This window comes from Streptomyces sp. R33 (genome assembly GCF_041200175.1).
Lineage (GTDB): Bacteria > Actinomycetota > Actinomycetes > Streptomycetales > Streptomycetaceae > Streptomyces > Streptomyces katrae_B.
Window position 1 is genome coordinate 5,907,374 of sequence record NZ_CP165727.1, and the last position, 25,925, is coordinate 5,933,298.

General features: G+C 72.9%; 21 protein-coding genes and 1 riboswitch. Of the genes, 6 read left to right on the forward strand and 15 right to left on the reverse strand.

The annotated features are described in order from the left end of the window. Positions 1-104: 104 nt before the first annotated feature. Both AB5J51_RS27235 and AB5J51_RS27240 read right to left on the reverse strand, forming a co-directional pair. On the reverse strand, positions 105-1,772 hold the full coding sequence (locus AB5J51_RS27235; RefSeq protein WP_369778886.1) for an alkaline phosphatase D family protein: 1,668 nt from the start codon (positions 1,770-1,772) through the stop codon (positions 105-107). A gap of 201 nt (positions 1,773-1,973) precedes the next feature. Beyond that, the gene (locus tag AB5J51_RS27240; protein ID WP_053785254.1) at positions 1,974-2,636 is read right to left on the reverse strand and encodes an HNH endonuclease family protein; all 663 of its coding nucleotides are present in this window, start codon (positions 2,634-2,636) and stop codon (positions 1,974-1,976) included. A 558-nt stretch (positions 2,637-3,194) separates the two neighbouring features. On the opposite strand from AB5J51_RS27240, the gene AB5J51_RS27245 reads away from it, so the two are divergent. Both AB5J51_RS27245 and AB5J51_RS27250 read left to right on the forward strand, forming a co-directional pair. After that, positions 3,195-3,788, forward strand: a complete 594-nt coding sequence (locus AB5J51_RS27245; RefSeq protein WP_133898149.1) for a TMEM165/GDT1 family protein — start codon at positions 3,195-3,197, stop codon at positions 3,786-3,788. Between the two features lie 142 nt (positions 3,789-3,930). Next, positions 3,931-4,452 carry a DinB family protein gene (locus AB5J51_RS27250; RefSeq protein WP_369780322.1) on the forward strand — a complete coding sequence of 174 codons (522 nt, stop codon included), beginning with the start codon at positions 3,931-3,933 and terminating at the stop codon, positions 4,450-4,452. A 1,664-nt stretch (positions 4,453-6,116) separates the two neighbouring features. Here the strand turns inward: AB5J51_RS27250 and AB5J51_RS27255 are convergent. After that, the gene (locus AB5J51_RS27255; protein WP_369778887.1) at positions 6,117-6,800 is read right to left on the reverse strand and encodes an HAD-IA family hydrolase; all 684 of its coding nucleotides are present in this window, start codon (positions 6,798-6,800) and stop codon (positions 6,117-6,119) included. 128 nt (positions 6,801-6,928) lie between these two features. Beyond that, positions 6,929-7,768, reverse strand: a complete 840-nt coding sequence (locus AB5J51_RS27260) for a peptidoglycan-binding protein (RefSeq protein WP_369778888.1) — start codon at positions 7,766-7,768, stop codon at positions 6,929-6,931. Positions 7,769-7,991: 223 nt separating this feature from the next. Between AB5J51_RS27260 and AB5J51_RS27265 the strand changes: the two genes are divergently transcribed. Further along, positions 7,992-10,058 carry a DHA2 family efflux MFS transporter permease subunit gene (locus tag AB5J51_RS27265; RefSeq protein WP_369778889.1) on the forward strand — a complete coding sequence of 689 codons (2,067 nt, stop codon included), beginning with the start codon at positions 7,992-7,994 and terminating at the stop codon, positions 10,056-10,058. A 52-nt stretch (positions 10,059-10,110) separates the two neighbouring features. Here the strand turns inward: AB5J51_RS27265 and AB5J51_RS27270 are convergent, their stop codons facing one another. Continuing rightward, positions 10,111-10,674 carry a GNAT family N-acetyltransferase gene (locus tag AB5J51_RS27270; RefSeq protein WP_369778890.1) on the reverse strand — a complete coding sequence of 188 codons (564 nt, stop codon included), beginning with the start codon at positions 10,672-10,674 and terminating at the stop codon, positions 10,111-10,113. 106 nt (positions 10,675-10,780) lie between these two features. On the opposite strand from AB5J51_RS27270, the gene AB5J51_RS27275 reads away from it, so the two are divergent. Next, on the forward strand, positions 10,781-11,176 hold the full coding sequence (locus tag AB5J51_RS27275; protein WP_053785247.1) for a nuclear transport factor 2 family protein: 396 nt from the start codon (positions 10,781-10,783) through the stop codon (positions 11,174-11,176). A gap of 72 nt (positions 11,177-11,248) precedes the next feature. Here AB5J51_RS27275 and AB5J51_RS27280 read toward each other — a convergent pair whose 3' ends face one another. Next, on the reverse strand, positions 11,249-11,599 hold the full coding sequence (locus AB5J51_RS27280) for an antibiotic biosynthesis monooxygenase (RefSeq protein ID WP_133898155.1): 351 nt from the start codon (positions 11,597-11,599) through the stop codon (positions 11,249-11,251). 120 nt (positions 11,600-11,719) lie between these two features. Between AB5J51_RS27280 and AB5J51_RS27285 the strand changes: the two genes are divergently transcribed. Continuing rightward, a complete protein-coding gene (locus AB5J51_RS27285; protein ID WP_369778891.1) occupies positions 11,720-13,738 on the forward strand; it encodes a bifunctional glycosyltransferase 87/phosphatase PAP2 family protein in 2,019 nt (672 codons plus the stop codon). Between the two features lie 167 nt (positions 13,739-13,905). Here the strand turns inward: AB5J51_RS27285 and AB5J51_RS27290 are convergent, their stop codons facing one another. Further along, on the reverse strand, positions 13,906-14,289 hold the full coding sequence (locus AB5J51_RS27290; RefSeq protein ID WP_136226739.1) for a DUF6193 family natural product biosynthesis protein: 384 nt from the start codon (positions 14,287-14,289) through the stop codon (positions 13,906-13,908). A gap of 235 nt (positions 14,290-14,524) precedes the next feature. Next, on the reverse strand, positions 14,525-15,769 hold the full coding sequence (locus tag AB5J51_RS27295) for a cytochrome P450 (protein WP_053785245.1): 1,245 nt from the start codon (positions 15,767-15,769) through the stop codon (positions 14,525-14,527). 241 nt (positions 15,770-16,010) lie between these two features. On the opposite strand from AB5J51_RS27295, the gene AB5J51_RS27300 reads away from it, so the two are divergent. Next, on the forward strand, positions 16,011-17,180 hold the full coding sequence (locus AB5J51_RS27300; RefSeq protein WP_053785244.1) for a steroid 3-ketoacyl-CoA thiolase: 1,170 nt from the start codon (positions 16,011-16,013) through the stop codon (positions 17,178-17,180). 122 nt (positions 17,181-17,302) lie between these two features. Here AB5J51_RS27300 and AB5J51_RS27305 read toward each other — a convergent pair whose 3' ends face one another. The 7 genes from AB5J51_RS27305 to AB5J51_RS27335 all read right to left on the reverse strand — a co-directional run bounded on the left by AB5J51_RS27305 (position 17,303) and on the right by AB5J51_RS27335 (position 25,763). Then, complete coding sequence (locus AB5J51_RS27305; RefSeq protein ID WP_369778892.1) at positions 17,303-17,758, reverse strand: transglycosylase SLT domain-containing protein; 456 nt, start codon at positions 17,756-17,758, stop codon at positions 17,303-17,305. 336 nt (positions 17,759-18,094) lie between these two features. Next, positions 18,095-18,946, reverse strand: coding sequence for an ECF transporter S component (locus tag AB5J51_RS27310; protein ID WP_369778893.1), 852 nt, complete (start codon positions 18,944-18,946; stop codon positions 18,095-18,097). Further along, on the reverse strand, positions 18,943-21,117 hold the full coding sequence (locus AB5J51_RS27315; RefSeq protein WP_369778894.1) for an ABC transporter ATP-binding protein: 2,175 nt from the start codon (positions 21,115-21,117) through the stop codon (positions 18,943-18,945). The genes AB5J51_RS27310 and AB5J51_RS27315 overlap by 4 nt, the downstream gene beginning before the upstream one ends. Beyond that, the gene (locus tag AB5J51_RS27320) at positions 21,114-22,289 is read right to left on the reverse strand and encodes an energy-coupling factor transporter transmembrane protein EcfT (protein ID WP_369780323.1); all 1,176 of its coding nucleotides are present in this window, start codon (positions 22,287-22,289) and stop codon (positions 21,114-21,116) included. Before AB5J51_RS27320 ends, AB5J51_RS27315 begins: the two co-directional genes overlap by 4 nt. 158 nt (positions 22,290-22,447) lie before the next feature. Then, a complete protein-coding gene (locus tag AB5J51_RS27325) occupies positions 22,448-23,095 on the reverse strand; it encodes an SCO2322 family protein (RefSeq protein WP_133898160.1) in 648 nt (215 codons plus the stop codon). After that, positions 23,095-24,333: a prenyltransferase/squalene oxidase repeat-containing protein gene (locus AB5J51_RS27330; RefSeq protein WP_369778895.1), complete on the reverse strand. Its 1,239-nt coding sequence runs from the start codon at positions 24,331-24,333 to the stop codon at positions 23,095-23,097. The genes AB5J51_RS27325 and AB5J51_RS27330 overlap by 1 nt, the downstream gene beginning before the upstream one ends. A gap of 134 nt (positions 24,334-24,467) precedes the next feature. Further along, positions 24,468-24,534, reverse strand: a riboswitch (cobalamin riboswitch). Positions 24,535-24,662: 128 nt separating this feature from the next. Continuing rightward, positions 24,663-25,763, reverse strand: a complete 1,101-nt coding sequence (locus AB5J51_RS27335) for an MBL fold metallo-hydrolase (protein WP_369778896.1) — start codon at positions 25,761-25,763, stop codon at positions 24,663-24,665. Positions 25,764-25,925 lie beyond the last annotated feature (162 nt).

The following is a 25,925-nucleotide window of genomic DNA, read 5'->3' on the forward strand; positions in this document are numbered from 1 at the left end:
AGCGGCAGGGGCGGCTGACAGCCATACAGCGTACGCCTGGCGTTCGCGCGCCGTACGCCCGGGGGTTTCCCGGGCCCACAGTGTGTCAGCCCCGTCCGTTCGTCTCAGTCAGCCGCCGTCAGCTCGCGGTCCAGCACCGTCACCAGCCGGGCCCGCCGCTGTCCCTTCCGCGCCTTGTGCGCCTGGTCCAGCCGCAGTCGGGCCGACCGGCCCGCCAGCGCCAGCGTCATCAGCTGGTTCCCGAACCACGGTCCACCCGTACGACGCCAGCTCAGCGGCGGGCGACCCGTCCGCCCGTGCCGCGAGAACCCGCGACCCAGCCACCGCCCCGTCCGCGACCAGCCCAGCCGGAAGCCCCACTTCACCGCCGTGTGGATCGAGTTGTGCACGGGCGAACACGTCAACTGGAACAACCGCGCCGTACTGGGTATTCGGGGCTCGGCCACGTACGCATGATGCACATCCCCGGACAGCACGCACACCGTCGCCGGCGCCCGCGGCCCCGTCCCGACTTCCTCGATCAGATCGCTGAGCGCCGCGAACGAGGCCGGGAACGCCGCCCAGTGCTCCAGATCGCTGCGCCGCCGCAGATCCTCCCCGATCCGCGCCCACCGCGGCCCCCGCTCACCACGGCACAGCGCGGCATTCCACGCCTCCGCATCGTGTATCAGCGGCGGCATCAGCCACGGCAGCGACGAACCGATGAGGAGGTGGTCGTAACCTCCGTGCCCGGCGAGGGCGTTGTCGCGGAGCCACTGCTGCTCCGCCGGATCGAGCATCGCCCGCCCGCCTTCGGCCAGCACCCGCGCCGCCCGCGTATCCACCATCAGCAGCCGCGTCCGGCCGAAGTCGCGCCGATAGCTCCAGCGCACCGAGCCCGGATCGGCATCCGCCGCGGCGGCGAAGGCCCGCAGCGCATCCGTACCGTCCGGGGACTTGCGCACGGCCTCGTACAGCGGGTCGGCCGCGAGCTCGGCCGGCGAGAGATTCCCCAGGTGCTGGTACACCCAGTAGGACATCAGCCCGCTGACCACCCGCTCCTGCCACCACGGCGTCGCCCGCATCTCCGCCAGCCAGGCCGCGCTCGTGTTCCAGTCGTCCACGACATCGTGGTCGTCGAATATCTGCAGGCTGGAGACGGTGGAGAGCAACCAGCGGATCTCCGGGTCGAGCCAGGACTCGTAGTACAGCCGCGTGTACTCCTCGTAGTCCGCGACCTGAGCGCCGGGAGCCTCCCGCAGATCCCGCCGGGCCGCGATCCACCGCCTCGTCTCCCGGGACAGCTGATCCGCGTACACCTGGTCACCCAGCAGGAGCAACACATCCGGCCGCACCTCATCCGGATCGGCGGCCAGCCGCGCCGCGAGGGTGTCCAAGGCATCCGGACCGTGCGGCCCGTGCCGGTCGGCCGGCGGCGCCGCCTGCCGGCACGACCCGAACGTCACCCGCAGCCCCGGGACCGGCCGCCCGGCCGCCGTGACCGCGGGCGTCGTGATCGTGCTCGGCGGGAAGGCCGTCCCCGCCGGCGGCCAGACCTGCACGCCGTCGAGCAGCACCTCGTACGCGGTGGTGCTCCCCGGGGTCAGGCCGGTCACCGGCACCAGGGCGTAGTGGTGCCCGGCGACCTGGAAGGTACGCACGCTGCCGCCGGCTCCATCGGCGCAGCGCACCTCGGCCGTGCACGGGCGGTCGGCCTCGACCCATATCGTGGCGCAGCCGCCCGTGTCCCAGTCGACATAGCGAAGCAGCGGCCCCAGACGCAATCCGGCCATGCAACTCCCCCTCCTCCGTAGCCCCTTCGATCACGGTACGACGGGGAGGGGGAGCGTGGCCTCCCCCTGGCGGGGGAGAAGCCGGGTGAATGGCCGACGGGCGGTCCGGCCTCGGGTTTCGCCTTCCGGTTCGGCCTCCGGTTCGGCCTCCGGGCCGGTCTTCGATTCGGCCTCCGGGCCGCTCTGCGAGCCGGTCGGGTGTCAGCAGCCGTTGAGGATGTTCACCAGGGCCGTCTTCTCACCGGAGTCCATGCTCAGAGCCCAGTACTGCTTGACCTGGACCCACATCCGCGCGTACGTGCAGCGGTAGGCGGTCCGCGGCGGCAGCCACTTGCCCGGGTCGAGGTCACCCTTGGCCTGGTTGACGTTGTCGGTGACCGCGATGAGCTGCGGGCGGGTGAGGTCGTTGGCGAACTGCTGGCGCTGGGAGGTGGTCCAGGAGCTGGCCCCGGAGCGCCAGGCCTCGGCGAGCGGGACGACGTGGTCGATGTCGAGGTCGGCGGCGGCGGTCCAGGTGGCGCCGTCGTACTCGGAATACCAGCTGCCGCTCACGGAGGCGCAGGCCGAGTCGGTGACGACGTTGACGCCGTCGCGCTTGAGGACCGTCTCGCGGGTGTTGCAGGTTCCGGAGACGGTGCTCCAGTGCGGGAAGAGGCTGCGGCTGTAGCCGCTGAGGGAACCCTCGGTCTTCGGGGTGACGGTGGCGAGGTACGAGCGGGCGGCCGCCGCGCTGATGGGGGTGGGCGGGGAGGCCTGGGCGACGGGGGCGTTCACGAGGGAGGTGAGGGCGGCGAGCGTGGCTGCTGACGCGAGCACGCCAATTCGACGCGCGTAGACAGTCGATATGAGTGTCTTGAGGGCCATGAGGGGGCTCCCTGGGTGGGGGGTGTGGCCGGTCAGCCCCGGAGAGGGGCGCGGCCATGGTGGCGGCGCCAGATTGCGTGGCGGCGGGCGCAAGGTTACAGGTTTGCGACATGGGCACGTCAGGTGCGGGAAGGGGGGAACTCGAAGGAATTAACCGGAAGTTGTGCCTCCGGGGAGAGGGTGGCGCGGGTGCAGCCGGGTGCGCTGCGGCGCGAGTGGACCGGGTGCGGCGAACAGCTCGGAGCCCGGGTCGGGACCAACGGCCTATTTCGGGCGGCAGCAGCCGTCGCGTATCCTGCTGGGAGCAGAAGGGGAGTAGCTCTTCGCCGGACCGTCGACATACTGCTGGGTCACCCCAGCCGGCGCCCGGAGGCAGGCCGCACGCAGCGGCCGGCCAGCGAGACCTTCGGCCGCAGTGTCCTGTACCTGTTCATCTGCACCCGTCCACACGGGTGCGTGGACGCAGTCAGGGCGCCGCCGAGCCGAAGCGACCCCCGAAACACCCCAGGTCTCTCGGTATCGATGGCGTCCTGCCCGACCGATTGAGGTTCCGCCCCCGTGTTCAGCAGCACCTTCAGCATCACCGTCACGGCGATCGCCTTCGGAGTCGTCTTCCTCGCCGAACTCCCCGACAAGACGGCCCTCGCCGGCCTGATGCTCGGCACCCGCTACCGCGCCTCGTACGTCTTCGCCGGGGTTGCCGCCGCCTTCGCCGTACACGTCGCACTCGCCATCGCCGCAGGCAGCGTGCTCACCCTCCTCCCGCACCGGCTCGTCCAAGCCGTCGTCGGAGTCCTCTTCCTCGCCGGCGCGGCCATGCTGCTCCTGAAGAAGAGCGACGGGGACGAGGAGGTCAAGGCACCCGCCGACCAGTCCTTCTGGAAGGTCTCCGGGGCCGGATTCATGCTGATCCTAGTGGCCGAATTCGGTGACCTGACCCAGATCATGACCGCCAACCTCGCCGCACGCTACGACAACCCCGTCTCCGTCGGCATCGGCGCCGTCCTCGCCCTGTGGGCGGTCGCGGGCATCGGAATCCTGGGCGGGAAGACCCTCATGAAGTACGTGCCGCTGCGCCTGATCACGAAGGTCGCGGCGGGCGTGATGGCGGCGCTGGCCGCGTTCTCGCTGTACGAGGCCATCGCGGGCTGACGGGGGTGCGGGCGGGGCGCGGGATACCCCGTTGCGGGAGACGGACGTACGGGGCACGCTCGCGGGCATGACCGACAGCGCTGACTCCGCGTCCACCGCCGTCCCCGAGCCCGGTCCCGGGCGACGCTTCGGCTGGTCCAACATGTTCGTCCACCCCGACGAGGACACCCGCACCGATGGCGGCTTCCAAGGCGAACGCGCCATCCTCGCCGGCTACCTGCGCGACCAGCGGCTGACGCTGGAGCTGAAGTGCGCCGGACTCGACGCCGAGGCGATGGCGCGCCGCTCGGTGGAGCCGTCGAACCTCTCCCTGCTGGGGCTCGTACGGCACCTGGCGGGCGTGGAGCAGTACTGGTTCCGCCAGGTGATGGCGGGCGAGGACGTACGACGGCACTACCGCTCGGCGGAGGACCCGGCGGCGGACTTCACGGAGGCGGTGGCCGACCCGGCGGTCGTGTCGGACGCGTGGGCCACGTGGCGGGCCGAGGTCGCCTTCGCGGAACAGCTGGTGGCCGGGGCCCCGGACCTGGGCGTCGTGGGCGACGACGGCGGACAGCCGATGGAGCTCCGCGAGGTACTGGTCCACATGATCGAGGAATACGCCCGCCACAACGGCCATGCCGATTTCCTGCGGGAGCGGATCGACGGGCGGGTGGGGCAGTAGGGGGTGGTGGGGTGCGGTGCGGTGGGGTTGGGTGGCGGGCGGTGCGGCGGGGTTTGCGTGCTCGGCGCGGGTGACGTCTGCCGGGATGCCGGGGCGGGGTCTGTGCGAGCGGTGTCGGTGACGTCTGCCGGGGTTTCGGGGGGCGGGATCTGTGCACTCCGCGTCGGTGTGTGTCCGGGGGCGTCCCGGCAGTCCACTGTCCTTCCGTGTCGTGCCGGTCCCTCAAGGGCGCTCCTTCGTCGCGTCGCTTCGCGATGGCCTTCGGCCACCCTTGACCGACCGACCCGCCCCGGAATGCCAACAGACTGCCGGGACGCCCCCGAAGGATGGCCGGGGGGTTCGGATTCCGACCAGCCCCGATCGGAGATCCTGGCCGACGGCCCCTGTCCATCCGCACCCAGCCCACCAGGAGCACCGAGCCCGCCGGCGCCGGGGCCACGGGGAGGGCGCGCTCCCCTCGAGGGCCCAGTGGCACCCTTTCCGGACCTGATCAGGGTCAAGCCGCACCAGACGGCGATGAGACGGCGCTCCGGTGCAGCCGGGCCCATGGACGCACCAGATCGCTACGCGCTCCGCCCGGCTTGGCGTCCTGGCCCCGCCTGGGGCTGAACATACGCCGCCCATGATCGCTTGAGACGTCCCTGCCGGTGCGGCTGCGGGTTGTTTATCCCGTTTTGGTGGCCGGATGGGAGGGGGATGGGCGCCTGCCGGAGTGTGAGGTTGAGAAGACCGGCACCAGACTCCGACTTGCCGCCTCCTCGCCTTGGGTGCTCGTTTTTGAGCGCCGCGAGACCGCCGGTAGCAGGTGGGGATCATGGGCGGCTTGCGACCAGCCCCAGATCACCGGCGGACGCCAAGCTGAGAGGAGCGCGTAGCGATTTGGTGCGTTCACGGGCCCACTCGTGCCGACATGGGCATCTGGGCCGCTGTCTGGTGCAGGTTGACCCTGCCCGGACCCGGGACCTGTGACTTATGGGCCCTTGAGGGGGCGTGCTCTCCCCGCGGCCTGGTCGCCGGCCTGGCTCGGTGGTCCTGGTGGGCTGGGTGCGGATGGCAGGGGGCTCCTGCTCGGCATCGCTGATGGGCCATGGCCTGGACATGAACCTCCCGGCCATTCCTTCGGGGGCTTCCCGACAGTCTTTGGCATTCCGGGGTGGGCCGGGCGGTCAATGGTGGAGCGCAGCGACATCGCGAAGCGACGCGACGAAGGAGCGCCCTTGACGGCCCGGACCGCACCGGAAGGACAGTGGACTGGCGGGACGCCCCCGGACACTCTCCCGACGCCAAGTACACGAACCCCGCCCCCGGAGGTTCCGTCTGGCGTTTCCGGCGCGGAGTGTGGAGACCTCGCCGCGGAGCTCCCGCCAACCTCTCCCAAGCGGAGTGCAGGGTCCCGCCGCCGAGCTCCCGGCTGGCCTTCCGGGCCCGGAGCACAGCCCCCGCCCCTGAACTCCCGGCCAGCCTCTCCGATGCGGGTGCGCAGACCTCGACCCGGGATGGCCCGAGGGTCCGTACTGCGCGGAGTGCACGCCCCCGCCCCGAAGCCCCCGCCCCTCCCTCCCCACGCCGAATGCGCAGCCCCGCCCTCGAGATCCCGGCCCGCCTTCAGCGCGGCCTACGCGGACCGCCCCCCGAAACGTCGCCGAGTCGGTGCCTCGAGCCGCTCAGGCCGCCGGCGTCAGCGTCAGGTGGATCGAGCCGTCCGGGGTGGTGGTCACGCGGACCGACGTGAGGTCGGGGACGTGGGCCGTCGGGGCGTGGGCTGCGGCGCGGGGGCCTATGCCGATCACGCGCATGCCCGCAGCCCGGCCCGCGGCGATGCCTGCTCCGGAGTCCTCGAAGACGATGCAGTCGGCGGGGTCCACGCCCAGTTCGGCGGCGCCCTTGAGGAAGCCCTCGGGGTGGGGCTTGCTGGCCTGGACCGACTCGGCAGTGACCCGTACCTCGGGCATCGGCAGGGCCGCGGCGGTCATCCGGGCCGTGGCCAGGGCCGCGTCGGCGGAGGTGACCAGGGCGTGCGGCAGGCCGTCGATCGCCGCCATGAACTCCGCGGCTCCGCCGACCGGGACCACACCGTCGGTGTCGGCGGTCTCGCGGGCGAGCATCACGGTGTTCTCGGCGTAATTGAGCTCCATGGGGCGCTCCGGCAGGAGGATGGCCATCGTGGCGTAGCCCTGGCGGCCGTGGACCACCTTGAGGGCCTCCTGCGGATCCAGCCCGTGGGACACCGCCCAGTCGCGCCAGCAGCGCTCGACCACCGCGTCGGAGTTGACGATGGTGCCGTCCATGTCCAGGAGCAGGGCCTTGGCGGTGAGGACGACGGGTGCGGTGGTGGTGCTGGCCGACATCGGCGGTGCTCCAGACGGGGCGGGAAAGAGAACAAGCGGCTCCGCCCACCGGTCAGGGAGTGCGGGCGGAACCACTTTGTTTCCACACGATACAAAACCTGGGGCGGTCCGCGCCACTCCGCGAGGAATCAGCCCGTGCCCTCCAGTGCCCGACGGGTCTGCGGACCGTAGACGCCCCAGTCCTCGTCGATGTAGTTCTGCCACTGGAAATCCGAGACGGCGTCCTCCGTGCGGCTGTCGAACTTGCCGTTGATCTTCCCGCGGTAGTAGCCCTGTGCCGCCAGGAGCCGCTGCATCTTCTCCACCTCAGGGCCCGAATCCCCGTACCGCAGCGTCGGTCCCTGCGGGGGTGGTGCCGGGACGCTCGGCTTGCTGCTGCTCGCGCTCGCCGACGGTGTCGGGGACGGGCGTGCCGAGCTGCGGGAGGCCGTGGGCGAGGCGGAGGGGGACGCCGACCTGGAGGCGCTCGACGACGGTGAAGCCGAGGCCGAGCGGGACGGGCTGCTCGTGGGGGCCGGCTGTGTCGGGCCGGCCGGAGCCAGGCTCACGGCGGGCGCGGACGGCTTGGCGTCCAGCAGGACGGTGTCGCTGTCACCGGAGCGCGGGAGCATCCCCAGCGCCAGGGCCGCGGTGCCGACGGCGACCACCGTGCCCGCGCCGGCGAGGACCGTCGGGAGCCGCCGTCGGCGGGACGGACCGGTCCGCTTCTCGGGGCCCCCTCCCCCTCCCCTCCCCCCGCCCCTCGTGCCCGTCGCCGGGGTGGCAGCCCGGAGCTGGACCGTCTCGGCCGGCCACAGCGCCTGTGGCGGCGTGTCCGGCCAGGCCACGGGTATGCCGTACGCCGGGGTGTCGTCCCCCGGCGGCGCCTCGGCGGGACGGGCGTACCCGCCTGCGGGGCCGGCCACCACGCCCCGCACCGGCTGCGGGGGCGGCGGGTCGTCGGACTGGCCGGGGTCGGGAAGCGTCACGTACGGACGGATGCGCAGTGGCTCGAAACCGGCCCCCGGCGCGCACCCGCAGCCGACGCCCACGGCGCCGCATTCTGGACAGCGCTCAGCGCTCACTGGAATCCCTCCCTGGCCATTGCCTGCGATTATGCAGACCCTCCGGGGCCTGCCCAACCCGCCCGAGAGGCCATATCCGGCCACACCGCTCAGGATGGACATGTTGATCCGGCCCGAGGAGGAACGGATGGCTCAGGACGTGACCACGGATGCCGCGGACCCCGCTCCCCACCCGCAGAACTCCGGCCCTGCCGCCGAACACACCTCCCGCGAGGTCTTCGTCTCCATCGGAGCCCTGCTGCTCGGCCTGCTCATCGCCGCCCTCGACCAGACCATCGTCTCCACGGCCCTGCCGACGATCGTCAGCGAGCTGGGCGGGATGGCGCACCTGTCCTGGGTCGTCACCGCGTACATGCTGGCCGCCACCGCCGCCACGCCGCTGTGGGGCAAGCTCGGCGACCAGTACGGACGCAAGAAGCTGTTCCAGGGCGCCATCGTGCTCTTCCTCATCGGATCGGCGCTCTGCGGGATCGCCCAGGACATGCCGCAGCTCATCGGGTTCCGCGCCCTGCAGGGCCTGGGCGGCGGCGGACTGATCGTGCTGTCGATGGCGATCGTCGGCGACATCGTCCCGCCCCGTGAGCGCGGCAAGTACCAAGGCCTCTTCGGCGCCGTCTTCGGCGCGACCAGCGTCCTCGGACCGCTGCTGGGCGGTCTGTTCGTCGACAACCTGTCCTGGCGCTGGGTCTTCTACATCAACCTCCCCATCGGTCTCGTCGCGCTGGTCGTCATCGCCGCGGTCCTGCACATCCCCGTGCGGCGGCTGAAGCACACGATCGACTACCTCGGCACCTTCCTCATCGCCTGCGTGGCCACCTGCCTCGTGCTCATCGCCTCCCTCGGCGGCACCTGGGGCTGGGGGTCGGCCCGGATCATCGGCCTGGCCGTCGTCGGCGCCGTGCTGCTCGTCGCCTTCCTCCTCGTCGAGCGGCGGGCCGTCGAACCCGTCCTGCCGCTGGGGCTGTTCAGGATCCGCACGTTCACCCTGTGCTCGGTGATCAGCTTCGTCGTCGGGTTCGCGATGTTCGGGGCGATGGTCTACCTGCCGACGTTCCTCCAGGTGGTCCAGGGCGTCTCGCCCACGATGTCCGGCGTCCACATGCTGCCGATGGTGCTCGGCATGCTGATCTCCTCCACCGCGTCCGGCCAGATCGTCAGCCGCACCGGACGGTGGAAGGTCTTCCCGATCGCGGGCACGGCCGTGACGGCGATCGGGCTGCTCCTGCTGCACCAGCTGCAGCGCACCAGCGGCACCTGGGAGATGAGCATCTGCTTCTTCGTCTTCGGTACCGGGCTGGGTCTGGTCATGCAGGTGCTGGTGCTGGTCGTGCAGAACGCCGTCAGCTACGCCGATCTCGGCGTCGCCACGTCCGGTGCCACGTTCTTCCGCTCCATCGGCGCCTCCTTCGGTGTCGCGATCTTCGGGACGGTGTTCACGAACCGGCTCGACGGCAAGCTCGCCACCGCCTTCGCCGGGCTGCCTGTGCCGCCCGGTTCGGCCGCGCTGGTGGAGGCCGATCCGCGGGCCATCCAACGGCTGCCCGCCGACCTGCGGCCCCGCGTGCTCGACGCGTACGCCTCTTCCATCACCGACGTCTTCCTCTACGCGGTGCCCGTCGTCCTCCTCGCCTTCGTCGTCGCCTGGTTCCTCAAGGAGGACGTGCTCCGCGGCTCGGTGACCGCGCCCGATGTCACCGAGACCCTCGCCTCCAACCCCGTCCACCGCTCCTCCCGCGAGGAGGTCGCCCGCGCGCTGACCGTCCTCGGGACGCGCGAGGGCCGACGCCACGTCTACGAGAAGATCACCGAGAAGGCCGGCTTCGACCTGCTGCCCGCGGCCAGCTGGCTACTGCTGCGGATCAAGAAGTACGGGTCGGCCGAGCCCGCGATGCTCGCGGAACGGACCACCGTGCCGCTGAAGGTGATCACGGACGCGGCCCGCCAGGTCGAGGAGCGCGGACTCGCCGTACGGGACGGACTGCCGCTCGTCCTGACCGGGCGCGGGCGGGAGACCGCCGAGAAGCTGGCCGAGGCCCGCGAGGAGTCGCTCGCCGAGCTGCTCGGCGACTGGTGGGGCCCGGACCGCCCGACCGACCTGGTCAAGCTGGTCAAGGAGATCAACGCGGAGCTCTGCGGATCCGACGCCGAGGAGCCCTACGACTCCGCGCCGCGCCGGGACCACGCCGCGCACTGACCCCGACGGGCACTGACGACGCGCAGGCAGGCGGCAGGGCGCCGGCCCGGGCTCAGACCAGGGGCTTCTCGAACCAGTGCTCCGCGTACGGGCCCGCGTTGTACGCCGGTATCTCCGCGTACCCGTGCCGCGCGTACAACGCTCGCGCCTCCACCAGGTCCGACCGGGTGTCGAGCCGGACCCGCTCGGCGCCCAGCGCGCGGGCCTCGTCCTCCAGGACTCCGAGCAGCGCCGCCCCGCCGCCGGTGCCGCGGGCGCGGGGGTCCACGTACACCCTGGTGAGCTCGGCGGTCACCGGGTCGAGCAGCCGTACGCCGCCGCAGGCCAGGGGCCTTCCGTCCAGCCGGCCGACCACGAACTGGCCCGTCGGCGGGACGAGCCCGTCGTCCGGGTCGTCCCGCAGGCCCTCGTCGATCTCGGCCTCGGTGACGGAGCGTTTCCAGTACCGGCCGGCGACCTCTGCGTAGTACGCGCGGCGCAGCGCGGTGGCGTCGGCGGTGGCGAAGTGCTCGGCGACGACGGTCCAGTTGCCGGCGGTCCGGTTGTCGGCGGTCCGGTTGCCCGCCTCGCGGGGAGCGTCGGCGGTGGAGCTGCTGCTCGTGCTGTTGATGTTCATGGCGCCATTGTGGAGTCCGTGCCCGGCTCGTCGCGTGGAATATCCACAGGTACGGGCTGATGATAGGAAAAGGCGCATATCACTCAGATGGAGGGCGTGAAACGCCATGTCCGAGCACCCTGACGCTGCCCTGATCCGCCGCGGCTACGAGGCCTTCGGCAAGGGCGACATGGAGATGATGGGCACGCTGATGACGGCCGACGTCATCCACCACGTGCCCGGCAGCAACCCGCTCTCAGGGCACCACAAGGGCCGGGAGGCCGTCCTCGACCTCTACCGGAGGATCGGCGAGGAGACGAAGGGCACCTTCCAGGTCGATCTGCACGCGGTGCTGGTCGATGGGCGGGGCCACGTGATGGCCTTCCACACGGCCCGCGGCGACCGCGGGGACCACGGCATCGAGATCCAGCAAGGCCTCTTCTTCACGATCGTCGGCGGGAAGATCACCGACATCGACGAGTGCACGCAGGACATCGACGAGGAGGACCGTTTCTGGGGCTGATCCGCCCGTCCTGGAAACAGCAGCCGACCGTCCCGGCCTCCTCGTCCCGCGACTCCCTGAAGCGGCCCCGCCTCAGCCCTGCGGCTTCGGCGCCGCCTGCTGCACGACCTCGAACGACCACACCGTCGAGCCCGAGGCGGCCGGCTTCGGGCGCTCGCCGGAGCCCGCGCCCGCGCCCCCGCCCGCGCCACCGCCCTGGTGCGCCGCCTTCATGGGCCCCTCCATCCACGCCTGGAAGTCCTCCTCCGACCGCCACCGCGTGTACACCAGGTACTGGTCCGTCCCCTCCACGGGACGCAGCAGCTCGAACCACTCGAACCCGTCCGAACCCTCCACGGCACCCGCCCGCGAGGCGAAGCGCTGCTCCAGGACTTCCCGCTGCTCGGCGGGCACGGTCAGTGCGTTGATCTTCACGATGCTCATGCCCGCCATCCTAGGGATCCCGTGCGGGATATCGTCCTCCCAGGTAATGAAGCGGTGCATGAAACGCGGCAGCCAGGCGAAGTCAAGGTTGCGGTCAACAGGGCGGGAGGCCGGCGAGGCGTGGCTAACGCGGCGGAGCACAGTGGTGCGAACGGACATGCCGGGGTCATAGGCGGTAGCGGCAGGCTGGGGGCGGCGCGGTTCCTCCTGTGGGCGCTGGCCGGCGTCCTCGCCGTCAGGCAGGCCGCCGCGGTGCTGCGCGTCCCACCCGGCGAGTGGCTCAGCGAGTTCCAGCTCACCGGCAGTCTTCCCGGCTCGCTCTACGACGGCGGCCAGTTCACCGGGAGTCCCTTCGCCGGGCTGGTCCTGCGGCCGTTCCTCGGTCTTGCGGCGCCCTCCCTGGAGGTGGCCTGGACCTGTGTGACGCTGCTGTTCGTCGCTGCCGTCGGGCTGGTCGCCGCGCGCGGCCTGCCCGACCCGGTGCCGCGGCGCACCGCGCTGCTCGCCGCTCCCGTGCTGGTCGGCCTGATGATGGTGTCGCTGCCCGTCCGCGCCGCGGCCTCGCCGGGCCAGACCGCCGTCCTGCCCGTGCTGCTGGTGCTGCTGGCCGTGTTCCGGGTGCCCGGCGAGCGCCCGGCCGGGTTCCTCGTCGGGCTCGCCGCCGCGCTCCAGCCGGCCCTGCTGCTGTTCGCGCCGCTGCTGTGGCTCACCGGCCGCCGCCCCACCGCCAAGGCCGCCGCCGTGACGTTCGCCGCGGCCACCGCCCTGTCCTGGGCGGCCCTGCCGCGCGACTCCTGGACGTATTGGGTCCACCACCTGGCCGGCACCGGCCTCGGCGGAGCCCCGGGCAGCCTCGCCAACCAGTCCGTGCACGGCGCGCTGCTGCGGCTCGGCCTGAGCGGCCCCCTCGAGATCCTGCTGTACGCCGTGCTCGCGGCCGGGATCGTCTGGGTCGGGCTGCGCCGCGCGGCCCGCTACGCCCGCGACGGGCAGCTGCTGCTCGCCGTGGCCGTCACCGGCTGCGTGGCCGTGGCCGTGGCGCCGACCGGCTGGCGCCACCAGCTGCTGTGGGTGCTGCTCGCGGTGGCCGGCAAGGTCGGCAAGCGGGCGGCGGACCGGCCCGTGTGGCCGGTGGCCGTGGTGCTCGCCATGACGCTGCCCGCCGACGTGCTGCTGCCCAACCTGGCCGCGCTGGCCCCCGTACGGGACAACGTGCTGCTGCTCGCCGCGCTGGCGGCGGCCTGCGCGGTGCCGTTCCTGCCGCGCTCCTCGCCGTACTGGCGCGAGCCCGTCGCGACGGAGTACAGCCGGCCGGCCGCCGCCCGGTGGTCGCGGGTTCCGCTGCTGCCGTTCTGGCGGCGCGTGCTGTCGCGCCCCAACCTGTTGCTGGAGCTGCTGCTGATACGGGTGGGGTACTCGCTGTACTCGCACATCCGGGCCGCGGCGCCGAGCAGTCGCAGCGTCGCCGAAGGGCACGGGAGCCAGATCCACGCCGTCGAGCGGGCGCTGGGCATCGACATCGAGCACGCCGTCAACCATGCCGTCGTGAACCTGCCCTGGCTGGAGAAGTTCTTCAACTTCTACTACACGTCGTTCCACTTCGTGGTGCCGCTGACGATCCTGGCGGTCCTGTACTGGCGCAGGCCGGGCGACTACCGCTGGGCCCGCGCCTCCCTGGGCCTGGCCACCGTCCTCGCGCTCGTCGGCTTCTGGCTGTACCCGCTGGCGCCGCCGCGGCTGATGCCCGCGCTCGGCTTCATCGACACCGTGCACGGGCCGCAGGACCTGGCCCATCCGCAGTACGGGGCGATGACCGCGATCTCCAACCAGTACGCGGCGATGCCCTCGCTGCACTTCGGCTGGTCGCTGTGGTGCGGGGTCGTGATCATCACGCTCGCGCCGAAGGGCTGGCAGAAGCTGCTCGGTGCGCTGCACCCGGTGATCACGGTGTGCGCGATCGTCGCCACCGCCAACCACTGGGTGCTCGACGCGGTCGGCGGCGCGGTCGTCATCGGCGCCGGGTTCGGGCTCGTGTACGTACTGTCGGGGCCGCGCGGCGCCGCCTTGCCGGCCGGGCTGAGCGTGCCGCGGCCGCGCGAGCCGGAGCGCGTGGGCGCCGCCACGCGCAGCCGGGCCTGAGCGGGCCGGGCCTGAGCAGCCGGGCCTGAGCGACCGGGCCTGACGGGCGGAATCCGCAACGCGAAGGGGTGTCGGGGCAGGCCGTGTGCCCGCTCCGACACCCCTTCGGTGGATCGCCGCGTCCTGTCAGGATCCGCCGTAGGCGGCCCCTGCGCCACCCGGGGCGATCAGCGGGCCGCCGCCCCACCCGCGCAGAGCCCCTCCACGACGAGCGCGATGGCGGCCTCGGCGCTGTCGGCCTCGGCGATGACGGTGTTCAGGCTGGGGCTGCGCACCCGGAAGCGGCCGTCGGGCGTGGGCTCGACGGCGGGTGCCTCCACCTCGAAGGGGTGGCGGGTGCGGGAGCTGAACCACAGGGTCCACTGGCGGGTGAACGGGTACAGCCGGCGCAGCTGTGGCTGCGCGGCGGCGGCCTCGATGAGCTCGATGACACCGCGGCAGAGCGTCTCGGGCCCGCCGCGCTCCTGGATCAGCCGCCACGTCGTGGGCAGCCGCTGCCAGCGGGCATCCACCCGGTGAGCGGTGTCTGTATCGGCAGCGTGAAGGTTCATCCGCGCAGTGTGACGCTCCGCCGGTCTCAGGACAATGGTCCGGAAGTCAACAATCCGGCATACGTGCGCCCCCGATGCGCCCCATTCCCACGCCGGGAGCGCCCCCCGGCGCGCGTTCCGCGACATGCGTTCCCCGGCGTGTGCTCCCCGGCGGCATTCCAGCGGACGGCAGGGGCCGGGGCGTGGGAGGAGCGGCCCCTGCCGCCGTGGAACCGGTACGGCCACGGACACGCGCTCAACCGTGGCTGACCCGGAGCTCCTTGATGCCGTTGAGCCAGGCGGCGCGCAGCCGGCGCGGTTCCTCGCCGGTCAGCCGCAGGTCGGGCAGGGTGTCGGCGAGCGCGTTGAAGATCAGGTCGATCTCCATGATGGCCAGGGACTTGCCGAGGCAGAAGTGCGGGCCGCCGCCGCCGAAGCCGAGGTGCGGGTTCGGGTCGCGGGTGATGTCGAAGCGGTCGGGGTCGGTGAAGACCTCGGGGTCGTGGTTGGCGGAGGAGTAGAACAGCCCCACCCGGTCGCCCGCCTTGATCTTCTGGCCGCCCAGTTCGGTGTCCTGGGTGGCGGTGCGCTGGAAGGACACCACCGGGGTGGCCCAGCGGACGATCTCCTCGGCGGCCGTCGCCGGCCGGGTCGCCTTGTACAGCTCCCACTGGTCGGGGTGGGTCAGGAAGGCGTGCATGCCGTGGCTGATGGCGTTGCGCGTGGTCTCGTTGCCGGCGACCGCCAGGAGCAGTACGAAGAAGCCGAACTCGTCGGAGCCGAGGTTGCCCTGGCCCTCGGCCGCCACCAGCTGCGTGACGATGTCCTTGGCCGGGCACTCCTTGCGGGCGGCGGAGAGGTTCATGGCGTAGCCGATGAGCTCCATCGCCGCGTTGGAGCCGACCTCCTCGGTGATCGCGTACTCGGGGTCGTCGTACGCGATCATCTTGTTCGACCAGTCGAAGATGCGCAGGCGGTCCTCCTGCGGTACGCCGATCAGTTCGGCGATCGCCTGCAGCGGGAGCTCGCACGCGACCTGCGTGACGAAGTCGAAGCTGCCGTCCGCCGAGGCCTCCAGCGCCTGCGCGACGATCTTCCGGGCCCGGTCGCGCAGGGCCTCCTCCAGGCCGCGGATGGCCCGCGGGGTGAAACCGCGCTGCACGATCTGGCGTACGCGGGTGTGTTCCGGCGGGTCCATGTTCAGCATGATCAGGCGCTGGGCATCTATCTGCTCGCGCTGGATGTGCTCGTTGAAGCGGATGATCGCCGTATTGGTGGTGGAGGAGAACAACTCCGGGTGCGTGGATACGTACTTGACGTCCGCGTGCCGGGTCACGGCCCAGTAGCCCTCGTCGTCGAAGCCGGTGATGCCGCGCTGCTGGGGGCACCACCACACGGGTGCCGTCTGCCGCAGCTGTGCGAACTCGGGGAAGGGGACCCGGTCCTGGAGGAGGTCGGGGTCGGTGGCGTCGAAGCCTTCGGGCAGCGCGGGACAGGGCATCGGGCGACTCCAAAGTCTGACGGCCCATCAGAAGTTGGCTTGAAGGTAGTAACGAGTTCCAGAAGTGACAAGGGTCCTCGCGCCAACTGCTGCGTGTGGAATCCGTGTAAGCCGCGTGCAAGACCCTTGCGTGCCGGGCCTCCGGGTCATAAGACTGCGAGGAGAACTAGAACGCGTACTAGTTCGGGCGGGGCGCCGGGACGGCCCGCCGCGTCGGCACAGTGCAGGAGAGGACGAGCTCATGGCCGCGGAACCCGTCATCGTCGAAGCCGTACGCACCCCCATCGGCAAGCGCGGGGGCGCGCTCGCCAACCTCCACCCCGCCTACCTGCTCGGCGAGACGTACCGCGAACTCCTCGCCCGGACCGGAATCCAGCCCGACTGCGTCGAGCAGATCGTCGGCGGAACCGTGACCCACGCCGGCGAGCAGTCCATGAATCCGGCGCGCAACGCCTGGCTCGCCATGGGCCTGCCGTACGAGACCGCCGCGACCACCGTGGACTGCCAGTGCGGCAGCTCCCAGCAGGCCAACCACATGGTCGCCAACATGATCTCCGGCGGTGTCATGGACATCGGCATCGCCTGCGGCGTCGAGGCGATGAGCCGCGTGCCGCTGGGCTCCGGCTCCAAGCACGGCCCCGGCAAGCCCTTCCCGGACGAGTGGAACGTCGACCTCCCGAACCAGTTCGAGGCCGCCGAGCGCATCGCCCGCCACCGGGGCCTGAGCCGCGAGGACGTCGACCGGCTCGGGCTGCTCTCCCAGGAGCGGGCCGCCACCGCATGGGCCGAGGAGCGGTTCAAGCGGGAGACCTTCGCCGTCCAGGTCCCGACGACGGAGGAGGAGCAGCGCGCCGGGCAGGGCATGTGGCGGCTGGTCGACCGCGACGAGGGGCTGCGCGACACCAGCATGGAGGCGCTGGCCCGGCTCAAGCCGGTCATGCCGACCGCCGTGCACACCGCCGGGAACTCCTCGCAGATATCCGACGGGGCCGCCGCCGTGATGTGGGCCTCACGGAAGATGGCCCGCGCGCTCAAGCTCAAGCCGCGTGCCCGGATCGTCGCCCAGACCCTGGTCGGCGCCGATCCGCACTACCACCTCGACGGGCCGATCGACGCGACGCGGGCCGTGCTCGGCAAGGCGGGGATGTCGCTCAGGGACATCGACCTGGTCGAGATCAACGAGGCCTTCGCCTCCGTCGTCCTCAGCTGGGCCCAGGTCTTCGAACAGGACCTGGAGAAGGTCAACGTCAACGGCGGCGGCATCGCGCTCGGCCACCCCGTCGGCGCGACCGGGGCCCGGCTGATCACCACCGCGCTGCACGAGCTCGAGCGCCGCGACAAGGAATTCGCGCTGATCACCATGTGCGCGGGCGGCGCGCTGGCGACCGGGACGATCATCCAGCGGCTGTGAGCGGGCGCGGCGTCCACTGAACCCTGTGGGATGGGAAACAGAAGGCCCCGGTGGCCGGACCTGGGGAGGTCCGGCCACCGGGGCCTTCGCACTGCTCGTGCGGCCGAGCGCTCACTGGTGGCTTAGTACCAGTGGTTGGCCTGCCAGAAGTTCCAGGCGCCGACCGGGCTGCCGTAGCGGGAGTTCATGTAGTCCAGGCCCCACTTGATCTGGGTGGCCGGGTTGGTCTTCCAGTCCGCACCCGCGGAGGCCATCTTCGAGCCCGGCAGGGCCTGGGCCAGGCCGTAGGCGCCCGAGGAGGCGTTCGTGGCGGTGTGGTCCCAGCCGCTCTCGTGGGAAATGATCTTGTCGAAGGCGGCGAACTGGGCCGGGTCCTTGATCATCTGGTGCGCGATCGCCTTGGCGCTCGTCGGGGCCGCCTGAGCGGGAACCGTGGCGAGCATGGAGCCGGCGACGCCCAGGGCGACGATGGAGCCGGCGAGGGTCTTCTTGGAAGCGGCGATGCGACGGATGACAGCGTTGGACACGGATGAACCTTCCGAAGGGGACAAGGGCGGTCGCGGGCATGCCGAGGACATGCGTGAGCCACTCACGCGGAGGAGAGGGGTTCGTCGGGCGGGGGGCGAAGACCCCGCCGCCGTAGCGACAACACCAGTTAGCCAGGTCCCGGAGGCTCTGGCAACGACCCCGATTACTAGCCGTCCTCGCAGCCGGGGGCCTCGGGCCGTGGGGCGCTCTCGCCCGTGTTCGTGCAGGTGGGGGGCCGGTTTCCGGGTGGCGGGAGGAGCCTGCAGGGTCTACTACTGCGGGTCGTATGTGACGTGGGTCCTATGGGGTGAGTCACCGGGATACGGCCCGAATGTCACCTTATGTGTCCATTCGCTACACGAAATGGGGTGTGCGCGGGGCCACTTTCAACCCGAACCGAAGGAAACGGGTGCCTCGAACGCCGCTTTCCGCACCGCCCGCCGCAGCGCCTTCAGCAGCGTGCCGCCGATCGCGAGGGTCAGTACGACGGTCAGCGCGGCCCGGCCCAGGTCCCAGCCGAGCGAGGTCGCGGCGCAGTACGCGAGGAAGCGGGTCAGGTTGGCGGCGACCGGATCCCCCGGGTGGAACGAGATGCCCTGGCCCATGCCCTGCAGGAGCACCCAGCCCTGCAGGTTCATGATCGTGCCGTACGCGAACGAGCCCACGAAGCCGTACGCCGCCAGCATCAGCAGCTCCGCCCGGCCCCGGAGCCTCCTCCCCCAAGCTCTCGGCTTCGCTCGAGCAGGGGGGACCCCCATGCCGCCGGGCAGCAGGCCGGCGCCCAGCGAGAACCAGCCCATCGCCAGCATCTGGAACGGCATCCACGGCCCGACCCCGCCCGTGAGCAGGGCGGAGGCGAACATCGTGACCGAGCCGAGGACGAAGCCGAAGCCGGGGCCGAGGACGCGGCCGCTGAGCACCATCAGGAAGAACATCGGCTCGAGGCCGGCCGTGCCGGCGCCCAGCGGCCGCAGGGCGGCCCCGACCGCGGCGAGCACGCCGAGCATGGCCACCGCCTTGGCGTCCATGCCCTGGTCGGCGATGGTCGCGACGACTACGGCGACGAGGAGGGGGAGCAGCGCCGCGAAGAGCCAGGGGGCGTCCTGGGAGTGGGCGAGGCCGGACTGGCGGTCGGCGAGGAGGGGCCAGGCGAAGGCCGCGATGCCGATGAGGGTGACGAGGAGCAGGACGGCGGCGGCGCGGGGGCCGATGCGGAGGGGGCGGGCGGGGTGGGTCATGGGGTGACCTCTGCCTCTGCCTCTGCCTCTGCCTCTGCCTGTGCCTCTGTCGCTGCCTGTGCCTCTCTCGCTGCCGTTGTCTCTGCCTCGGCTGCTGTCTCTGCCTCGGCTGCGGCCAGGGCTTTCGCGACCTGGGTCACCGTGAGCCAGTGGCCCGGGGCCAGGACCTTGGCCACCTGGGGGGCGAAGGCCGGGGACGACACGACGACCTCGGCGGTCGGGCCGTCCGCGACGATCTCGCCGCCGGCCACGATCACCACCCGGTGGGCCAGCTCGGCGGCGAGCTCCACGTCGTGGGTGGCCAGGACGATGGCGTGCCCGTCGGCGGCGAGGCCGCGGAGGATCTCGATCAGGCGGGCCTTGGCGGCGTAGTCCAGACCGCGGGTGGGCTCGTCCAGCAGGAGCAGCGCGGGGCGGCCGGTGAGTACGAGGGCCAGGGCGAGGGCCAGGCGCTGGCCCTCGGAGAGGTCCCGGGGATGGGTGTCGTCGGGGACGTCCGGGAGCAGGTCGCAGACGAGGTCCCGGCAGGTACCGGGGGCCGCGCCGGCGTCGGCGTCGGCGGCGGAGCACTCGGCGGCCACGGTGTCGGCGTAGAGGAGGTCGCGGGGTTCCTGCGGGACGAGCCCGACGCGGCGGACCATCTCCTGCGGGGCGGTGCGGTGGGGGGTGCGGCCGGCGACGGTCACGGTGCCGGTGGTGGGGGCGAGCGTGCCGATGAGGGTGGCGAGGAGGGTGGACTTGCCGGCGCCGTTGCGGCCCATGAGGGCGATGGTCTCGCCGGGGGCCACGCAGAGGTCGATGCCGTGGAGCACTTCGGCGCGGCCGCGGCGCAGGGAGAGGGCGGTTGCCTTGGCCACCGGCTCTGCCGGGGTGGCGCCGCTGCCGCTGCCGCTGCCGCTGCCGCTGCCGCTGCCGCTTCGCGAGCCTGTGCCTGTGCCGGCTCCGGTGGCGGGGCCGGTCCCGGTCGCGGGGCTGCGGGCGGGCTCGCTCCGGCGGAGCAGGCGCGCCAGGAGCCCGGGGCGTGGGGCGGGGGCTCCGCCCCCGGACCCCCGCGCCTCAAACGCCGGCGGGGCTGGATGGCGCGGCGGAGCCGGGGTGCCCGGCGGGACCGGGGATCCCGGCTGGGGCGCGGAGGGGTGGGGGGTCGGCGATGCCGGGCGGGGCGCGGAGGGCAGCGGAGCCGGGGTGCCCGGCGGGGTCGGGGATCCCGGCTGGGACACGGGAGGCCGAGGGGAGGGCGGCTGGGCCGGGGCGGGCCGAGGGGTGGGGGACGCCGGGCGGGTCGGGGCCGGGGACGGGTGAGCCGGTCCCGGCGGGGATTGAGGGGCGGAGGCCTGGGCGGTCGCGGAGGTTGCCGGGGCCAGGCGGGACAGGAGAGAGGGGGACCGGCGGCGGGCGTCGCGGATCGAGAGGGGGAGGGGGGCCCAGTTCGCCAGGCGGCCCAGGGCCACCACCGGGGGGTGGACCGGGGAGACGGCCATGATCTCGGACGGGCTGCCCAGGACCGGCGCCGCGCCCGGGGCCGGGAGGAGGAGGACCCGGTCCGCGTACTGGACCACCCGCTCCAGGCGGTGCTCCGCCATCAGGACCGTCGTGCCCAGGTCGTGGACCAGGCGCTGGAGGACCGCCAGGACCTCCTCGGCGGCCGCCGGGTCCAGCGCCGACGTGGGCTCGTCCAGGACCAGGACCTTCGGGTGCGGGGTCAGGACCGAGCCGATCGCGACCCGCTGCTGCTGGCCGCCGGAGAGGGTGGCGATGGGGCGGTCGCGCAGCTCGTTCAGGCCCAGCAGGTCCAGGGTCTCCTCGACCCGTCGGCGCATGACGGCCGGGGCCAGGCCCAGGGACTCCATGCCGTAGGCGAGCTCGTCCTCGACCACGTCCGTCACGAAGTGCGCGAGCGGGTCCTGGCCGACCGTGCCCACGACGTCGGCGAGCTCGCGCGGCTTGTGGGTGCGGGTGTCACGGCCGGCAACGGTGACGCGCCCCCGCAGCGTGCCCCCGGTGAAATGCGGGACCAGGCCGGAGACCGCACCGAGGAGGGTCGACTTGCCGACGCCCGACGGGCCGACCAGGAGCGTGAGCTCGCCCTCCGGGATCACCAGGTCGGCATCGCGGAGGGTGGGCTGCGCGGCGCCGTCGTAGGTGACCGACACCTGCTCGAAGCGGATCACTGCGATGCCTCCTTCGGAGGTACGGGCGCCACGAAGGCGGGGAGCAGGCCGATCAGGATCGCGGCTGCCGGCCACAGCGGGAGCGTGGGGGTGACCAAGGGGACCACGCCGGGGAGGAGGGCGTCCGGGTCGACGGCCGCGGCGCGGATCAGGACGGCCGCGACGGCCGCGCCCGACCCGGCGACCAGCCACGCGCGCCACCCCCAGCGGTCGGGCCGGTAGCGGGTCCGGATGCTGCGCCGGCCGCCGAGGCGCAGCCCCGCGAGGGCCAGGGCGAGACCGATGAGCAGGACCGGCAGCCCGTACCCGGCGCCCTGGGCGGCCAGCAGCCCGTACGTGCCCGCGCACATGCCGAGCAGGCCGCCGAGGGTGAGGACGTTGGTGGTGTGCCGGACGGCGGGCGGGACCTGTGCGGTACGGCCGTAGCCGCGGGCGTCCATCGAGGCGGCGACGGCGACGGAGCGTTCGAGGGCGCCCTCCAGGACGGGCAGGCCGATCTGAAGGACCGCCTTGACGCCGCCGGTGGGGCGGCCGCGCAGGCGGCGGGCGGTCCGCAGACGGGCGACGTCGGCGACCATGTTCGGCGCGAAGGTCATGGCGACGACGACGGCGACGCCGGCCTCGTAGAGGGCGGCCGGGAGGGATTTCAGCAGCCGGGCCGGGTTGGCGAGGGCGTTCGCGGCGCCGACGCAGACCAGGAGGGCGGCCAGCTTGGCGCCGTCGTAGAAGGCGAAGACGAGCTGCTCGGCGGTGACGCGGCCGCCGATGCGGATGCCCTGGGCCGCCCAGGCGGGCAGCGGCACCTCGGGGAGGGTGAGCAGGACGTGCGCGCCGGGGATCGGGGAGCCGAGCAGCACGGAGAACAGGAGGCGGAGCCCTATGACGAAGAGGCCGAGCTTGAGGAAGGCGGTGTACGAACGGGCCCAGGGGGCGGAGGTCCGGCGCGCGGCCACGACGTAGCCGGCCACGCCGACGATCAGGCCCAGGAGAAGGGGATTGGTGGTGCGGGAGGCGGCCGTGGCGAGGCCGAGCGCCCAGAGCCACCACGCCCCCGCATGCAGGGCGTTCCCCCGACGTGCCTGCGGCGCAGCCAAGCGGCGGACCCGGCTCTTCTCGTACGTCGGCCACGACCCGGCGTCGCCCGCCCCGGCGGGTCCGGGCCCGGCCGGGATCAGGTCGTCGTCTGCGGGCCGGCGGGTCCGCCCCGCACCGCCCGAGCGGAGCGGACCGCGCGTGCGGGCACCCCCGGCGCCGGCCCCCGCGCGGCGCGGGGTGGCGGCCGGGGTGGGTCGCGGCTGTGCCGGGTGGGGGAGCTCCGCAGGGGTGGGGGTCATCGGTTGCGGCGGCGGGATTGCCAGACTGCGGCTGCCGCAAGGGCGGCCACCGCCGCCAGACCGGCCAGGAGGCCCGTCGACGGGCCTGCGTCCTTGGGCGCTGCGTGCGTCGGCTCGGGTGCTGCGTCGGCGATCTGTTCGCCGCAGCCCTGCTTCGGGTAGCCCGACACCGCGCACAGCAGCGCCGCGCTGTTGTAGCGGAGCGGCTTGGAGACCTCCGCCAGGGCCTCGGCCGCCGTGGCGTCCGGGGCGACCTGGGCGCAGGCGGTGCGCGGGGTGTCCTGCGGCGGGGCGTCGCCCGCGGGGGCGTCCGCCGGGACACCGAAGTCGACGACCACGGCGATCCGCTTGCGGCCCTCCACGGCCGCAGTGGCTGCGCAGACCGACGCGAAATCGGCCGCCGCGCGCGGTTTCGCCGCCTCGGCCGCCGCGTCCTGACTCACCGCGAAGCGGAAGCCCAGGGCCGATCCGTCCGCCGGGCGGGCCGTCGAGGGGCCCTGCGTGGCGTACTGCCACTGGCCTCCCGTGCCCTCCCAGAACGACCAGTAGCGGTAGCCCGCCGCCGTCGCGGGGGAGGCCGCCAGGAGCGTGAGGAGGATGCCGAACGCGAGGGCGAGCGGGGCGGTCAGGCTGCGGCGGCGCATCAGAGCTGGTTCTTCTTCCGGCGGCCGCTGAGGAGGACGCCGATGCCCATGCCGGCCGCCAGGCCCGCGCCCACGATCCACCACACGTTCTGGTCGGAGGACTTCGACTCTTCCTTGGGCTTCGGCGCCGGCGACTCGCCGGTCTGCGGGGCCGGGCCCGTTGCGTTCAGGGCCGTCACCAGGTCCGTGCCGCCGAAGGACTTCGGGTCCGTGCCCGTGGCGTGCGCGGCCAGCACCAGGGTGCCCAGCGCCGCGGGGCTGCCCTTGGCCCAGTCCGCCGAGTTGGCCTTCAGCCACTCCAGCGCGGCCGCAGCCGACTGCGTGTGCCCGGCCGCGGCCAGGGCGATCACCGCGTCGGCGGTGTTGCCGGTGTCCGCGGTCGGCTGGTCGGCGCCGGGGGTGACGGCCGTGAGGTGGCCGTCCTTCTTCAGCGTCTCGGCCAGGTAGCCGGCCGCGCCCTGGGCGGCGGTTGCCGGGTCGGTGGCGCCGGCCGGGCAGGCCAGTGCGGCTGCGGGGGTGTCCGTCGGGGCAGGGGGCACGACCGACCCCTGGCCGAGGCCGGCCAGGACCGCGGCGGCGGTGGCGTCGGCGTTGGCCGGGAGCTTGCCGTCGGCCGGCTGGTACCCGAAGGCGCCCCGGTCGGCGGCCGGCTCGGTGGTGCAGCCCAGCTGGAAGGCGAGCAGGCCCTCGTACGCGGACTTGCCCGCCTTCGACTTCACCTCGGCCGGCGTCTCGCCCGCCACGGCCAGCGCGCTGATGACGAGGGAGGTGGAGTTGCCCTCGCTCGGGGTGCCGGGGACGAAGGCCCAGCCGCCGTCCTCGTTCTGGACGGACTTCAGCCAGTCCGTGCCCTTCTTCACCGCCGCGTCCTGGCCGCCCAGCGCCTTCAGCGCCTGCACGGCCATCGCGGTGGCGTTGGTGTCGAACATCGTCTTGTCGTCGCAGGCGGCGCCCGCGTCCGCGCGGAAGGAGGCGAAGCCGCCGTTCGCGCACTGCTGGCCGACGAGCCAGGCAACGGCCTCCTTGGCCGGCTTGACGCCGACCGTCTGCTGGGCCAGCAGCGCGAAGGACTGCCGCCACACGCCGTCGTACGTCGGGTCGTTCTTGCCGTACAGCCCGGACGGGATCACCGGGGCCGGCGGGGCGGAGGGGGAGGGCGCGGCGAGGGCTGCGGGGGCGGCGCCCACGCAGAGCACGGCGGAGGCGGCGAGCGCGGCGGCGCTGCGGCGGACGTTCATGGGGCGGGTGCCTCTCGTGCTGGGGAGCAGGAGGCAGGCGCGCACAAGGCACCGGGCTCCGGCTCCGTTTACCTCGACGGTGCCGGCCGCCGGGGGCTCCGGCGGCTCGAGCCGCGCACCTCGCGTACGGGCGGTCCGGCTTCCCGCCCGGCGGGGCCTGGGCGGGTCACGGTTGCGGGTCAGCGCCGGAATCACACCGGCTTCTTCCCGTACGGAAGGGTGGACGACGGGCTTACTCTACCGGCCCGTAGCAGTCCGGAAGGTGGCGCCGGGGCGCAGCGCCCCTTACCGGCGGACAGGCGGGACAGGCGGGACCGGCGGGACCGACGTCACATGGCGCGGTACGTGACAGGGTCGCTGCCCGGGACCGCCTCGGCCCTGCCCTGCTTCACCAGCCGCCGCAGATGGGCCTCCGCCTCCGAGACGGCGATGTTGCGGGAGCCGTACGGGATCTGCTCCCAGGGCCGGTTCCACTCCATGCGCTCCGCCAGCCCCCACGGGGTCAGCGGCTCGGCCAGCAGTTCCCACAGCCCGGTCAGCCGCTCCTCGTGGTGGCGCAGCAGTTCGCGGACCCGGGCCGGGGCGTCGGTGAAGGCGTGCTGGTGGGCCGGGAGCACCTCGGCGGGGCCGAGTCGGCCGATCCGCTCGAGGGAGTCGAGGTAGTCGCCGAGGGGGTCGGTGACCCGGGTGTCCTCCGGGGCCTCGTAGAGGCCGATGTGCGGGGAGATCCCGGGCAGCAGGTGGTCCCCGGAGAAGAGGCGGCCGTTGCCGGGGAGGTTCGCCGGATGCTGTTCCTCCAGGTGCAGGCAGACGTGGCCGGGGGTATGGCCCGGGGTCCAGATGGCGCGCAGCCGCCGCCCGGCGAGGGGGAGCAGTTCGCCGGGGACGATCTCCCGGTCGGGGACGGCGGCCCGCAGCCCGGGCAGGGTGCGCAGGCGGCCGCTCGCGCGGGCGGCCCGCAGGGGGGCGATGTGCTCCTCGGGGGCTCCGGCGGTGGCCAGCTTCTCGCTCATGTAGTCGAACCAGACGCCGGGCTCGGCGGAGCGGGTCCGTACGACGACCTCGGTGTCGGCGGCGTGCATGGCGATCCAGGCGCCGGAGGCCTCGCGGACCCGGCCGGACAGGCCGTGGTGGTCGGGGTGGTGGTGGGTGATGACCACGCCGTGGACGGCGGCGATCGCGATGCCGAGGGCGCCGAGGCCGGCGACGAGGGCGTCCCAGGACTCGGGGTCGTCCCAGCCGGTGTCGACGAGGACGGGGCCGCGGTCGGTGTCGAGGACGTGGACGAGGGTGTGGCCGAGCGGGTTGTCGGGGATGGGCACCTTGATGCCGTGGACGCCGCCGCCGTGGTCGGTGACGTGCGGGGTGACGGGGGGCGTGGCCCCGGGTCCGGTCAGCGGTGCGGCCTGCGGCGGCGTGTCCTGCGGCATGGGGGCTCCCTGTCTGCGCCCGGCTGCGTCTGCGCCGCCCGGCTCACTCTCGCGAGAACGTGTTGCAGTAGTAGCCCAAGTCGACCATCTGCGGCCCGTTCTGACTAGTCGCAACCCTTCGTTGGATCTTCCGGGCCGTTCCGTCCTGGCCGTGGACTCCTA